General features: G+C 48.3%; 16 protein-coding genes. 11 read left to right on the top strand and 5 right to left on the bottom strand.

What is annotated here, in order from left to right:
• The first annotated feature begins 109 nt into the window (after positions 1–109).
• The 10 genes from IID12_07000 to argF all read left to right on the top strand — a co-directional run bounded on the left by IID12_07000 (position 110) and on the right by argF (position 9311).
• Entirely contained in the window at positions 110–655 is a 546-nt protein-coding gene (locus IID12_07000; protein ID MCH8288838.1) for an HAD hydrolase family protein, read from the top strand.
• Between the two features lie 3 nt (positions 656–658).
• A complete protein-coding gene (locus IID12_06995) occupies positions 659–1630 on the top strand; it encodes a KpsF/GutQ family sugar-phosphate isomerase (GenBank protein ID MCH8288837.1) in 972 nt (323 codons plus the stop codon).
• A complete protein-coding gene (lptC, locus tag IID12_06990) occupies positions 1631–2203 on the top strand; it encodes an LPS export ABC transporter periplasmic protein LptC (protein ID MCH8288836.1) in 573 nt (190 codons plus the stop codon). It begins immediately after the preceding gene.
• Entirely contained in the window at positions 2190–2936 is a 747-nt protein-coding gene (lptB, locus tag IID12_06985; GenBank protein ID MCH8288835.1) for an LPS export ABC transporter ATP-binding protein, read from the top strand. The genes lptC and lptB overlap by 14 nt, the downstream gene beginning before the upstream one ends.
• Positions 2937–2938: 2 nt before the next feature.
• A complete protein-coding gene (gene rpoN, locus IID12_06980; protein ID MCH8288834.1) occupies positions 2939–4312 on the top strand; it encodes an RNA polymerase factor sigma-54 in 1374 nt (457 codons plus the stop codon).
• Positions 4313–4317: 5 nt separating this feature from the next.
• Complete coding sequence (hflK, locus tag IID12_06975) at positions 4318–5307, top strand: FtsH protease activity modulator HflK (protein MCH8288833.1); 990 nt, start codon at positions 4318–4320, stop codon at positions 5305–5307.
• Positions 5304–6254 (top strand): protease modulator HflC, encoded by a 951-nt coding sequence (gene hflC / locus IID12_06970; GenBank protein ID MCH8288832.1) that lies wholly within the window; start codon positions 5304–5306, stop codon positions 6252–6254. The genes hflK and hflC overlap by 4 nt, the downstream gene beginning before the upstream one ends.
• Before the next feature lie 6 nt (positions 6255–6260).
• Entirely contained in the window at positions 6261–6812 is a 552-nt protein-coding gene (gene hslV / locus IID12_06965; protein ID MCH8288831.1) for an ATP-dependent protease subunit HslV, read from the top strand.
• A 10-nt stretch (positions 6813–6822) separates the two neighbouring features.
• Complete coding sequence (gene hslU, locus IID12_06960) at positions 6823–8175, top strand: ATP-dependent protease ATPase subunit HslU (protein ID MCH8288830.1); 1353 nt, start codon at positions 6823–6825, stop codon at positions 8173–8175.
• 224 nt (positions 8176–8399) lie between these two features.
• Positions 8400–9311: an ornithine carbamoyltransferase gene (gene argF / locus IID12_06955; GenBank protein MCH8288829.1), complete on the top strand. Its 912-nt coding sequence runs from the start codon at positions 8400–8402 to the stop codon at positions 9309–9311.
• Positions 9312–9346: 35 nt separating this feature from the next.
• On the opposite strand, the gene IID12_06950 is transcribed toward argF, so the two are convergent.
• The 5 genes from IID12_06950 to IID12_06930 form a co-directional block, all read right to left on the bottom strand.
• Positions 9347–10150, bottom strand: a complete 804-nt coding sequence (locus IID12_06950) for a hypothetical protein (GenBank protein MCH8288828.1) — start codon at positions 10148–10150, stop codon at positions 9347–9349.
• A gap of 1 nt (position 10151) precedes the next feature.
• Positions 10152–11294 carry a HEAT repeat domain-containing protein gene (locus IID12_06945; protein MCH8288827.1) on the bottom strand — a complete coding sequence of 381 codons (1143 nt, stop codon included), beginning with the start codon at positions 11292–11294 and terminating at the stop codon, positions 10152–10154.
• A 113-nt stretch (positions 11295–11407) separates the two neighbouring features.
• A complete protein-coding gene (locus tag IID12_06940) occupies positions 11408–12163 on the bottom strand; it encodes a UDP-2,3-diacylglucosamine diphosphatase (protein MCH8288826.1) in 756 nt (251 codons plus the stop codon).
• Between the two features lie 337 nt (positions 12164–12500).
• The gene (locus IID12_06935; GenBank protein ID MCH8288825.1) at positions 12501–13220 is read right to left on the bottom strand and encodes a T9SS type A sorting domain-containing protein; all 720 of its coding nucleotides are present in this window, start codon (positions 13218–13220) and stop codon (positions 12501–12503) included.
• A 96-nt stretch (positions 13221–13316) separates the two neighbouring features.
• Positions 13317–13883, bottom strand: a complete 567-nt coding sequence (locus tag IID12_06930; GenBank protein MCH8288824.1) for a hypothetical protein — start codon at positions 13881–13883, stop codon at positions 13317–13319.
• A gap of 278 nt (positions 13884–14161) precedes the next feature.
• Between IID12_06930 and IID12_06925 the strand changes: the two genes are divergently transcribed.
• Positions 14162–14343 (top strand): protein-methionine-sulfoxide reductase catalytic subunit MsrP (locus tag IID12_06925; GenBank protein ID MCH8288823.1); only part of this gene is annotated, 182 nt, incomplete at its 3' end.

Below are 14343 nucleotides of genomic sequence, written 5' to 3'. Positions count from 1 at the left end.
CGGAAGCTCTTTGCGATGCATCAAGTCAATGGCGCTTAGATGATCTGAGTGATCTGATGCTGCAGCTAAAATCGGTACACGACCTGACCAGAAAATTAGAGCAGTCCTGATGAACGAAGAGAGTCATGCGGCGCTGAAAAAAATCAAAGTCATATTGACGGACGTGGACGGCGTGATGACCGACGGCGGGATCGTGCTGGGTACGGACGGAAGGGAATTTAAGCGTTATGACGTAAAAGACGGCATGGGCGTCACGATGGCGAGGAGCGCCGGATTAAAGGTATGCATCATTACCGGCAGGAGTTCGGAGTCGGTGAGTTTACGCGCCGAGGAGCTGAAAATCGATAAAATATATCAGGGTTCTTCGGACAAAGTTAAAGCGTATACGGAAATAAAATCCGAATATGATTTGGAAGACGAGAATTTTTTACACGTAGGCGATGATCTCCTGGATCTGCCGCTGTTTGATCTGGTAGGTTTCAGCGCCGCGCCTGCCGACGGCATAAAGTTAGTCAAGGAGAAGGCTGATTACATTGCTTCGGCAAAGGGCGGGCATGGAGTCCTGAGGGAAGTGATAGATCTGGTTTTAACCGCGCAGGATAAACTTGATGAGGTTGTGAAAAAATTCGGAACAGTGAGTGAGACAGGCGGATAAGGTTTGACAGTCGAGACGACAATAGAGAAAGCCAAAGAGGTAATTAGAGTTGAAGCGGATGCGATTTCCACGCTAAGTGAAAGGATAGATAAAACATTTGTCGATGCGGTTGAAATGCTGTTTCACTGCAAGGGAAGAGTGATAGTCACCGGCGTCGGTAAGAGCGGGCTCGTAGCAAGGAAAATTGCCGCAACTTTAGCAAGCACAGGCACTTCGGCATTTTTTATTCATGCCGCCGAAGGACTTCACGGCGATCTGGGAGTGGTCAGAGAAGAAGACGTGATCCTGATCGTTTCCAAGAGCGGCGATACTTTCGAGTTGAACGCGCTGGTCCCTCAACTGAAAAACATAGGGGTTAAGATGATAACGATTAGCGGCAATGTCGATTCGCCCCTCGCAAACGCATCGAATATCGTCCTTGACGCAAGCGTAAAAGAAGAAGCCTGCCCTCATGACCTCGCGCCGACCGCGAGCAGCACAGCTGCGCTTGTGTTCGGCGACGCGCTCGCCGTTGCACTGCTCGAAAGGAGAGGATTCACCATGGAGGATTTTGCCTCGATTCACCCCGGCGGAAACCTCGGAAAAAAATTACTGACCCGTGTGAAAGACTTGATGTACACCGGAGAACAGATTCCCATCGTCAAGGAGGATTCTCCCTTCAGCGACGTAATCCTCGAAATGAATCATAAGAGGTTCGGCGCTGTATGCGTGGTCAACGATGAAGGAGTGTTGGAAGGTATTATTACCGAAGGGGATTTAAGGCGGGGGCTCGAAAAGGGAGATGAAATACTCAAGACCAAAGCCGCGGATGCGATGTCGGTGAACCCGAAAGTTGTTGAGCCGGAGGCATTGGCAGTCGATGCGCTTGCACTCTTAGAGGAACATAACATACTTCAGGTCATAGCGGTAGATAGTGAAAAAAGACCAGCCGGCATGATTCACCTTCACGATCTTTTAGAAGCGGGTATAAAGTAGATGACGCTCTCCAGCCCGATAAGCTTTTTAACTCTTTTCCTGATGGTATCGATCTTGTCGGCGTGCGGAAAGCAGGATGTTCAGGATAATATGACCGACTCAGAACCCGAACCCGAGCTGATGCCTGATCAGGAATCCTGGAACTCCGAGATAATATTGACTTCGGGGGGAAAAAAAATTGCGCTCATTAAAGCGGGTCATATGGCAAAATTCGAGAACAAGAGCATAATTCTGATGGATGAGGGCGTTGAGATCGATTTTTATGACGACGAAGAAAACCACACGTCGCATCTCAAGTCAGACAGGGGTGAGATCAACGAAAGATTAAGGGATTTGAAGGCAATTGGGAACGTGGTAGTTGTATCGGACAGCGGAGAGACCCTTTTTACGGAAGAGCTGCTTTGGAAGAATAAAATGCAAAAGATTATTTCCGAAGTTGATGTGATGATCGCTACGGGAACTGATACTATATACGGCATCGGGTTTGAGTCCGATGTAGGATTGACCAGTTGGACGATAAAAAAACCGAGAGGTAAAACAACGAGGTTAGTCGGAAAAGATGACGAAATTTAGATTCTCGAAAACTCTCGGCGTCCAGGGATTGAGAAAGCGGTACGGTAGAAACGAGGTGGTAAAAGGCGTCAGCCTCGAAGTGAATAAGGGAGAGATTGTGGGACTTCTCGGACCTAACGGAGCCGGGAAAACAACGACCTTTAATATGATAACAGGTATGATTCGACCGAACGGCGGTTGTGTTTACATTGAGAAAGAAAACATAACTTCACTTCCCATGTATAAGCGGGCAAGAAAAGGGATCGGCTACCTTTCTCAAGAACCTTCGGTTTTCAGAAGGCTGTCGGTAGAAGACAACCTGAAGCTTATTCTCCAAACGATGAAGCTTTCAAGGAAGGAGATATCCATCAGGGTAGATCGCTATCTCGATGATCTATCAATCACGCATATAAGAAAGCGCAAAGGTTATCAACTATCAGGAGGTGAACGTCGAAGAACGGAGATCTGCCGGGCTCTTTTGACCGAACCGGATTTTATGCTTCTCGATGAGCCGTTTTCCGGGATCGATCCTATAGCGGTCGAGGATATACAAAATATTGTGGTTGACCTTAGACGCAAAGGCATAGGTGTTCTTATTACCGACCATAACGTCCATGAGACTTTATCAATCACGGACAGGGCTTACCTCCTGTTCGAAGGAAAGATTTTCAAGGAAGGATCGAGCGAGTTCCTTGCGAGCGACCCTGAAGCGCGAAAGCTCTACTTAGGGGACAAATTCAGGTTGGACAGATAACCATGTTGGAACTCAAACTAACACAAAGCCTCAAACTCGTTCAGTCGCCGCAGCAAATTCTGCTTTCAAGTCTGCTGCAGCTGCAGGTGCAGGCTTTGGAATTGAGAATTCAGACCGAGCTCGAGATGAACCCGATACTCGAGATCGAGGAAATAGATGATCCGATGCTTGAGATGGAAACCGAAGATGAGGATGAGACGGATGAATTCGATTTGGACGATTATTTCGAGAACGACGATTATTATGAACACAGGGCGCCCACGGATAGAAGTGTCGAGGAACATGAGATACTTCAAGTAGCGCGAATCACGTTCAAGGAATTTTTGCTCGAACAATTTCGGCAGATAAAGCTTTCAGATGAGGAGACAAGATCGGGAGAAGAGATTATCTGGAATATAGATTCCAACGGCTACCTGACAGCTTCATTGGAGGAGATTGCCGAACTGACCGGAATAGATGTAAATGTTGTGAAGCGTGTTCAGTCCAAGATACTGAAACTCAACCCCCCGGGAGTCGGCGCATTAACTCTCCGCGAATGCCTGCTGGCTCAATTAGAAGAAAAGGGGCAGGAGGGAATCGCAATGGATATAGTCAGGGATTATTTTGATCACTTTGCAAACAAGCGATTCGAAAAGATAATCCAGGGGATGGGCATCACCATGGAAGATATAATCGGCGCAAATAAGATAATATCGGAATTGAATCCCAAGCCGGGATTGAGTTTTTCCGACCAGAAGCTGGATTACGTCATTCCGGATTTTACTGTCGAGAATAAAGACGGGGACCTTACCGTCATACTCAATGACTTCTCGCTGCCGGAATTAAAGATAAACAATCATTATAAGTTGATGGCGGAGGACAGAAAAAACGTCGATAAGGACACGCGGAGTTATCTGAGGAAAAAAATCGAATCGGCGCGCTGGCTCATAGCCTCTATTTACCAGAGAAAACTTACTATGATCAACGTGATGGAGGCGATCGTCAAGCGCCAGATCGAATGGTTCGAGCAAGGTCCCGGTTTCCTGAAACCTATGATCCAGAAAGACGTAGCGGGAGATATAAATATGGATCATTCCACAGTGAGCAGGGCAACGGACGGAAAGTATGTGCAGACAGACCATGGAGTCTTTCCATTGAAGTATTTTTTCAGTGAAGGGCTCGAAAGCAGCGACGGCAAGGTCGTATCGACAAGCAATATCAAAATTCGGTTGAAAGAATTGATAGAAAATGAGCCGGAAGGTAAACCGTTGAGTGACGACAACTTGACGAAAATTCTTGTTTCTGAGGGATTTAACGTTGCCCGAAGAACAGTAGCCAAATACAGGGAGCACATGAGCATCCCCGTTGCGCGGCTGAGAAGAAAAATAGGAGTGTAATAAAGATGGATTACAGAAAAGTAGTAATAGGAGGCGAAGAATTTTTAGTACCCAAATTAGCTTCGTCCGGAATAATTATGGCGATATTAGCCATAGTTGCCGTAATTCTCGTCTGGACGGTCTTTTACAGTGTCGGACCGGATGAGGTAGGTGTGGTACTCAGATTCGGAAAATATGTCCGAACGGCACCGAGCGGGCTGCATTTTAAGCTGCCTTTAGGCATAGAGACGGTTAAAAAACCCAAGATAAGAAAACGCTTTACTCAGGAATTCGGATTTCGGACGGTCAGACCGGGAGTTCAGTCTACAATTACGAAAACCGGGTTCGGGGGTGAATCGCTTATGCTTACGGGAGACCTGAACAGCGCCGTCGTAAACTGGATAGTGCAGTATCAGATAAAAGACCCGATCGAATATTTATTCAACGTTCGCAAAGTCGAAGGGACTATCAGGGATATATCTGAAGTCGCGATGAGACAGACTGTAGGTGACAGAAGCGTTGACGAGATATTGACGTTCGGAAGAGGAGAGATAAACGACGAGGTGCAGACCATTTTGCAGGAGATTCTCGATTCGTACGGCATAGGAGTACAGATCGTACTGGTGAATCTACAGGATGTTGATCCGCCACCGAGCGTAAAACCTGCGTTCGACGAAGTCAACGCGGCGACTCAAGATATGGACAGGCTGATACAAGAGGCTCGAAGGGAATATAATGAGGTCGTTCCCCGGGCGAAAGGCGAGGCTCAGAGACAGATCAGGGAGGCGGAGGGTTACGCTATCGAGAGAAAGAACCGCGCGAATGGCGAGGCAAACCGGTTTATCGCACTTTACAACGAGTATAGGAAGGCGAAAGAGGTAACGAGACGGCGGATTTATCTCGAGACGCTTGCGGAAGTTCTCCCTCGCATAGAAAATAAGTGGATCATAGAAGGGAACGGCGGCGGTATTTTAAAGCTACTTGATCTGAATCTGAACCAAGGAGGAGAACGATGAAAAGAAGTATATTAGTAATTCTGATATTGGCGGTGGCGGTGGTAATAACATTTTCGTCCGCCACTTTTGTACTCAATGAGACCGAACAGGCGGTCATAGTTCAGTTCGGGAGACCGATTCAATCTTATACGGATCCTGGACTTCACTTTAAAACTCCTTTCATTCAGAATGTGCGCGTATTTGAAAAAAGAATTCTTGAATGGGACGGAAGACCGAGATCGCTGACCACTCTCGATAAGGTGAGCATTTATGTCGATGCTACCGCAAGGTGGAGGATTGCCGACCCCTTAATGTATCTTCAATCAGTGGAAGGTAATGAACTGATCGCTCAGGCGAGGCTTGACAACTTCATTGAGGGAGCCGTAAAAGATTTTATAGCCGACAATACCTTAATTGAACTGGTCAGGAGTACAAACCGTGATATAGTTACGACCGGTATCGACGAAGAGGGAAAGGAAATACGGTCTATCATGGATACGCAATCTATTGAAAAAGGCAGAGATAAATTAGCGGGTGAAATACTGAAACGGGCGAAGGGTGATGCAGCTTCACTCGGAATAGATTTGGTGGACGTGAGAATCAAGGGAGTAAATTACGTAGAAAGCGTTCGGCTAAAAGTTTACGAGCGAATGAGGGCGGAAAGGATGCAGAGAGCTGCGCGTTTCCGTTCGCTCGGGGAAGGCGAAAAATCGAGAATTCTCGGAGACAAGGAGTACGAACTCCAGAGGATAACCTCCGAAGCCACCAGGAAATCGCTTGAAATCATGGGAGAAGCCGATGCGGAAGCCACTGCAATATACGCTGCCGCCTATAACCGTGATCCCGATTTCTATACTTTCACGAAAACACTCGAGACCTACCGCACGGCCCTGGACAGTAAAACTTCGCTTATTCTGAGCGGAGATAGCGAGTTTTTGAAATACTTGAAGGGGGTGAAAGGAAAGTAGGGGTTGATTTCAAATAATGTAAAACCCGAAGGATGGAGATCGACCACAATTCTCGGGGTCAGGAGGAATAAGAAGACCTCCCTCGGAGGCGACGGACAGGTGACGCTCGACGATATAGTGATAAAACGCGGCGCTCAAAAGATTAGAAGGCTTTACGAGGGAGGCGTCATCGCCGGGTTCGCAGGAGCGTCGGCGGACGCTATGGCGCTCTTCGACAAGTTTGAGGCTAAGCTCGGCGAGTACGACGGCAACCTGGTAAAGTCTGCGGTCGAGCTCGCCCGTGACTGGAGAACCGACAAAATACTTCGCCGGCTCGAGGCGCTTTTGATAGTGATGGATAAGACGAAATCATTGATCATATCCGGAACCGGGGACGTGTTGGAGCCCGACGACGAGGTGATCGCCATCGGCTCCGGCGGACCTTACGCTACCGCAGCGGCGAGAGCGATGATGAAACACACGGAGCTCTCCGCCAAGGAGATAGTGGAGGATGCGCTAAAGATAACTTCTGAAATCTGCGTCTTTACAAATGATATTATTATAGTGGAGTCACTCTGAATTGAACGAAATAAAGGATCTAACACCGAAACAGATAGTAGCGGAACTCGACAAATACATCATAGGGCAGGATGACGCAAAAAAGTCGGTGGCGATCGCCCTGCGTAACCGCTGGCGGAGACAGCAGGTAAAGGATGACATAAAAGATGAAATCATCCCTAACAACATTATCCTTATCGGTCCGACCGGAGTGGGAAAGACGGAGTTAGCCAGAAGACTGGCTCATCTGGCTCATGCCCCTTTCATAAAGGTCGAGGCGTCAAAGTTTACCGAAGTAGGTTATGTCGGTAGAGACGTGGAATCGATGATTCGGGATCTAACGGATATATCCGTAAATATGCTCAAAAAAGAGAAGACAGAGGAGGTACAGGAAGAAGCTGAGAGGATGGCAAACGAGCGGTTACTGGATTTTTTAATACCGTTCCCCGAGACGGAGAAGATTGAAGTCAATTCCGAAGCCGTTACACAACGCGAAGAGCGGATGAAAAAGACGCGGGAGCATTTCAAAAAGCTCCTCGAGCGGGGAGAGCTTGAAGAGAGAATGATCGAGCTGGACGTTCCCGACAATACCGCTCCGTTTATGCAGATCTTCAGCCCGATGGGACTCGAAGAGATGGGGTTTAACGTTCAGGACATCTTCGGCGGAATGATTCCGAAAAAAAGGAAAATGAGGAAGACCACCGTATCCGAAGCGCGTAAGATCCTGACAGAGGAGGAAGCACAGAAACTCATCGATATGGAAAAGATCATTCAGGAAGCGCTTGAAAGGGTAATGGAGGCGGGGATGGTCTTTATAGATGAAATCGACAAAATAGTCGGAAGTAATAGTGATATGGGTCCCGACGTATCCCGAGAGGGAGTGCAGAGAGACTTGCTCCCCGTTATCGAGGGCTCAACCGTCGTTACCAAGTACGGCGTCGTGAACACTACACATATTCTCTTCCTCGCGGCGGGAGCGTTCCACGTAGTAAAACCCTCCGACATGATCCCCGAACTTCAGGGAAGGTTTCCGATACGGGTGGAGCTCGACAGTCTGACCGAGAAGGATTTTGTGCGTATCCTTGTCGAACCCGATAACGCCTTGATCAAGCAATACGTTGCCATGGTGAAATCAGAGGGAGTAAATCTCAGCTTCCAAAAAGGGGGGATAAACGAGATAGCACGAATAGCGTCCGTGGTCAATTCCCGGATGGAGAACATAGGCGCGAGAAGGTTGCACACGGTGATGTCGAAACTTCTTGAAGACATACTCTTTGAACTGCCCGATGGAAAGACAGAGAGTGTTAACGTCACAAAAAAGATGGTGACGAAAACGCTCGCCGAAATAGTCGAAGACGAAGACCTTTCAAAGTATATATTGTAATTTGATTTGTATTGTTTATTTGGGAGTTCAATTAATATTGCGGTTTGAGATTCCTTCGTCCCGAAGCTTCGGGACGAGGGGTGTGATCGATCGTAGTAATCAATGTGGATGAAAGTTCTTTTAGTGGCATTCACAGCTTATCCCGATGGCAGAATTTAATATTAGTGCGGTCATCCGGCGGCTGCCGGATAACCCGCACACAATAATATTCGAACGGAGAATGATTGAAGGATAATTTTATCTCGATTGCGGACCTCTCGGCTGACGAGGTTCGCGAAACTCTCGATCTCGCAGTCGAGATAAAATCGAAGATCAAAGCAGGAGAGGATTATAAGCCTCTCAAGGGGAAGACGCTGGCGATGATCTTCGCGAAACCTTCGGCGAGGACACGTATATCATTCGAAACGGGGATATATAAATTGGGTGGATACGCGCTCTATTTGGCGCCCGCGGATATCAGCCTCGGTGAGCGCGAGGCGGTGAAGGACGTCGCTCAGGTCATATCGCGTTATAACGACGGGATAATGGCGCGTCTTTTTTCTCACGAACATATGCTCGAACTCGCCGAATACGCTTCCGTTCCCGTAATCAACGGGCTTACCGACTATAATCATCCTTGCCAGGTGATGGGTGATATACTTACGGTGCTGGAACACCGGGGTAATCTTGATGATATGAAAGTAGTATTCGTGGGTGACGGTAACAACGTCGTCAACTCCTGGGCGAATTTGGCTTCGAAAATCCCGATGCATTTTGTACTTACCGGACCTGAAGGCTTCGACCCGGATGAGGAAACATGGTCAAAGGCGGTAGAGTCGGGTATCAGTCAACTCGAGATGATACATGATCCGACCGAAGCGGTCAAAGACGCCGACGTTATCTACACGGACGTTTGGGCGAGCATGGGTCAGGAGAGTGAGAGCGCGGAAAGGGCTGAGAAGTTCAAAGCGTATCAGGTCAATTCAGGATTGCTCTCTATGGCGAAAGATTCAGCCGTAGTCATGCATTGCCTTCCCGCTCACCGCGGCGAGGAGATCACCGATGAGGTAATCGACGGGCCGAATTCCATTGTTTTCGATCAGGCGGAGAACAGGATGCACGTTCAGAACGCCATTATGGTTCAGTTGATGGGTTAGCAGATTTGCGCTATTAATTCAGCAGGATTAAGCTATCAGTCGTATTCTTTCCAGAGAACATCCGCAGTGTAGTATGCGATTTCAGGATCCGGCGGGAGGTAAACGGTAACTGAAAACGGGACTCTCTCGTCGGGCTCGATCGAGGTATCGGAAATTACGCCGGTCCGGAACTTGAAGTTCTTTCCGTCAACGTAAGCGGAATCCAGCGCTATTATTCTCGTGTTTTCCTGGGCTAACTTTATCTTCACGAGGACGAAATCAGCTCTACGGCTCCCGACATTCGTTACGAATCCGGAATAAACGTGTCTGTCTTTATACACTCTTGTTTGCAGAGAACCGACGTCGCCGACTATCTGGCACTCGGCTCTCGGCGCCTCCGCCGGGGCGATGTCGCGAATCTGTCTCCGGTCGATTGTAAGCGTTCCGATCTGCGTGATAAGGATAACTGTATCGAGCGTCTCACGGGTGATCTTCCCGAACAATTCTGTACCGTTGCTCAGTGTGACCTTGTGCGTTATCTCAATCGGTTCGAGAAATCCGTAACCTGCCTCGATGCCTCTTATCGATTCGGGGGTCCTGGAATACGCATTGATGTCGCTTTTGATTCTGGCGAGTTCGGTCCTGATCGCCGTAACGTCTTTCCTGACCTCGAAAAATTGTCTTCGCGTAGCGTAACCGTCCGTAGTCTCGCTGATTGCGGGGGTCACCGCTTCCGCGGCTGCTTCTTCCTCAGGAATCTCTTTATCGGCATCTCCGCCGCCAATTCCGAGCAATCCACAGCCGGACAGTGACAGTGCGCTGAAAATGAATATAATCGTTAAGAAAGTCGCTGTCTTCATTTTAAAATCCGGTAATAGCTTTCCTGATGGCGTTATCGACGGCATTTTTCTGTGCCGATGCGGACGCCGCCCGGAGAGCTCTTACAGCTTCATCCCCGCCTAATTCAAAGACCGTGCGGTAGATTTCATCATAGAGGATGTAGTTGTCGATGTCGTACAAAAGTTCAATGAGATCGACAACAACGTTCGGGTTATCGATATTTCTCAGGCTCTCTATCGCGTTGCGCCGCACGAGGGGGTTCAGGTTTTTGTCTCTTGCGATACTGACCAGTGTCGGAGCCGCTCTGACGTCACCCACCTGACCGAGAGCTTGCGTCAAAGCGTTCGTCAGGCTCAGATACTCCTGCCGTCCCTGCTGGAAAGCCTCAAGGAGGAGTAAAATTACTTGAGAGTCCTTTACTTCTGCGGCTGCCTGAAGGGCAAAATCCCGCACTTGCGCCTGCGTGCGCGGGTCGTTCATCATCTCGAGAAGGAATGGAACAAGGTTCGGGTCTTTCTTCTCACCGAGAATTTTGACCGCATAGCTCCTCACGGCGATGTCCACATCGGGATCCTTGGCTATTGCCATAAGGGCGGGAACTACCCTGTCATCCCCGAGGTTTCCGAGGGTTTCAGAAACGATTTTTTGGACTTGATAATAGTCCTCTTTACTTCCCTGAAGCGCATCCATCAACGTCTCTATCGAGGCGATATCGCTTGTTTTCTCCATCGCCCGGAGGAAAGCGTCCCGGAGGGTGGAATAGTTTTTTCTGCTCGCCGCCAAGCCTTCTTTCAGCGCGTTGACGGCGTTCGGGTCGCCTGTAGAGCCGAGCGCATTCGCAATTGAGACATAAAAATCGATATTCAGGTCGGCTAAGTCTCCGATTCCCTTTATCAATACGAGGTTCGCTTCGGGATGCTTTGCCCGTGAGAGGGCGACAGCAGCGGCAATTCTCACATCATTAGGCGCTTCCTGGTCCTGAAACGTTTGGATCAGCTGTGTCAGCCCTTCTTCGTTGCCCGCTCTGAATCGAGCGAGGGCTCTTTCGACCTGTCCCTCGGTCCGTGCGCTTTCTCCAAAGTCACCGCCGCCTCCAAAGAGGAAACATCCGGAGAGATTTAGAGATAAAAGGACTATCAGAGCTGTTTGGTATGACCGATTCATTGCACTCTTAAACGTCAAATTCGCCGACTAATTTAATTTCGCTTCAAGTAAAAAATGGTGTAAGTGATTGTAAAGTAACAACTTTTTACTGTTTTGTCAAGAATATAATGGCGTTACTCCTTTGGAAGCCCCTTCCAGTAACGGAGTGAGAGGTCTTTGCCGTCGAAGAGCCCGTAAGTAAAATGCGTTATCCAATCGCCCAAATTTATGTAAACAGTGCTCTTTTCACTTATCATATCCGGTTCATGGATATGCCCGAGCAATACATAGTCGAACCCCTCCGCGAACTTAATGCGGGCGAAATTCCGCATCAGCTTTTTGCGTTCGGAACGGCTGGATTCCGTGATCGGATTTTCTCTGCTCGTTTTTGAAAAGAGCTTCGCTAAGCGTACTCCCAGATCGGGGTGAATCATTCTAAAGATCCGAATGGCAACCGGATTCCTGAAAAATGCCTTCATTAACCTGTATCCCCGGTCTTTTTTGAACAGCCCGTCGCCGTGCGCTATGAAAAACCGCTTGCCGTCTATTTCCGTTTCAAATGCCCCGTCGTGTATTTCAACGCCTACGACATCACTAAGGTACTTTCCGAGCCAAAGGTCATGATTACCGCTGCTGTAGTGGACTTCTACTCCCCGGTCAACCGCTTCTGCTATGCTGCCGAGTACTCTCGGGTCTGTCTGGGGAATGGAATGCTTGTACTCAAACCAGAAATCGAAGAGATCACCCACTATAAAGAGTCTTTTGCCGTTTTCCGAGACATATTTCAGGAATTCGACTACCTTATTGTTCTGTTCACGGTTCTGCTCATATCCGCCGGATATCAGGTGCGCATCGGAAAAGAAATACGTATGTTTTTTAGTGTCAGGCATATAAAGACCGCCAAAAGATACAAGCTAAACCGAATAAATGAAACGCTCTTGTTGGGATAATTATCTTATGGGTAAGCTTGCCGCCGGAAGTGGGTGTAGGGGCGATTCAGGAATCGCCCCGGACAACTCGTGAGTTGTCCCTACAAATCCCATCGAAGATGGGATAATTCCCTTCCTTTTCCCTGTTCGACTCCAAGCCCGCCCGTCTGACCGCTTGGCGGGCAGGACGTCGGTCTGGCGGGGATGCCAGGCAGGAAGGAGGGAACATAAGGAGTGTCCCGCTTTCAGCGGGATTAGTGGCGCCGTTGGTGGGAGTTTTCCTTTGAATAGCCCCGCCTTATTTAATCAGCAGCATCTTTCCACTTTTAACGGTGTGGTCTGTGATCAACCTGTAGAAATATATACCGGCAGCCGCATCTTTTCCCGACCATGAATAGGCATGATGACCCGCGACTAAATCGCCGTCAGCTAAAACCTGAATCAGCTCCCCCCTGAGATTAAAGAGACTCAGATTGACGCTTCCTGCTTCCGGTAGATAGAATTCTATGGTAGTCTGCGGATTGAACGGGTTGGGGTAATTGCCTATCAGCAGCGGTTGAGCCGGCAGCGCATCTATTTCATGTGCGACCCCTACCGCGGTACGGTCGAAATTGATAACCGTCAGCCTCCCCTCAATGTCGCTTGTGAAGATCGTCCCGTCGGACGTATACTGGTAAACGCCCCAGCAGCCGTTGAACTGAGGAAGATTTCCCGGAAGATAGGTGTCGAAATTAGCTATTTCTACGGGGTTGGAAGGGTCGCTGATGTCGAGCACAGAGACTCCCGATTGGTAGTGACTGACGAAAACAAGATCGCCCATTACCTGCGCGTTGTGAGCCAGGCTGCTTGCTCCAAGCCATTCGCCGGCAATAAAAACGTTGTCGTAATCCGAAACGTTCCATATTTTTACCGTTTTTCCTGCGGTTTCTTCTGTCGTTACGACATACTTACCGTCGTCGGTGGGCCAGATATTATGTACTAATCCCGAGTTCGGTATCTCTTTCCTAAGGAGGAGCACCGGATCGTTTTTGTCCGTAAGATCCCAGATGCTGAAATAAGATGAATTCCCTTCCGCAAGGTAAACCGTATCATTTCTGGCGTACAGGTCGTGGATCTAATTGCCGTTGAAACCGTTGACAAACTGCGGCGATTCAGGGTTTGATAGGTCAAGGATGGTCACCCAATTGGAGGAATTGCCTACGAGGTACGCGAAACCTTTAGCTGTATCGATACTTATGTTATGCGAACGAACGCCCATACCGCCGTCAATCGGAAACGACCCTATAAATTCAACGCTGTTAGGCAGACCCTGAAGATCGATCACCATCAGTCCTTCATTCACGCCTGTGTTTTCGGAAACGACATAAGCGTAATGCCTGTATGTCTTTATGTCCCTATGATAATATGGACTGGTTCCTGTTGGTCCCGGTACCGTGGTTATAACTTCCATAGTCGTCGTATTGACGAAAGCCACACCGCCGAGAACACCCATAATGGCATATTCGGTCCCGTCATCGCCAGTCCAGCCCCAGACGTCCGAACCGCCGACACTATCTCCGTTAAATATAGTTATAGGAAACTGGAACGAAGCCTTTTTATTAAGGGTGCCGCCGATTGACTGCGAATTGAAAATCAATAATGCTGTGAAGAGATATAGAATACCCGGAACCAGCTTACTCAATTTTGTTTCTCCATTATCTCCCGGTATTTGATTGAACGTTCAAGCCGTTATTTTGTTTCAAATTAGTCTTCAAGAACGAAATGTCAAAGGATTATGCAAAAAAGCCAAATTGGAATCAGAGACAGATTTTAATGATGAAAATCCACACAACTTTACTTGACAAAATGGCGTATAAGGGCTAAAGTAGGTACCTGAACGAAGAAAGGAACGTCAGACTGGTCATAATAAAATCATCCGAGATAACCCGGGAAACAGATTATTTAAACCGCCGGAAGTTTATGAAAGGAGCCGGTGCGGCAGCGGCTTTGGGGATACTCAACCCGGGTTCAATTTTCCCCGAGAACCTAAATCATATGAATCGAGGGGAGGATGACCTTACCTCATTTAAATCAATTACCAATTACAACAATTTTTATGAATTCTCCACAGATAAGGAAGAAGTGGCAAAGCTTTCTAGGAG

It is taken from the genome of Candidatus Neomarinimicrobiota bacterium (genome assembly GCA_022567655.1).
Lineage (GTDB): Bacteria > Fidelibacterota > SORT01 > SORT01 > SORT01 > JADFGO01.
Note: the sequence above shows the minus strand (reverse complement) of the source record. Positions and strands in the feature narration are given on the sequence as shown.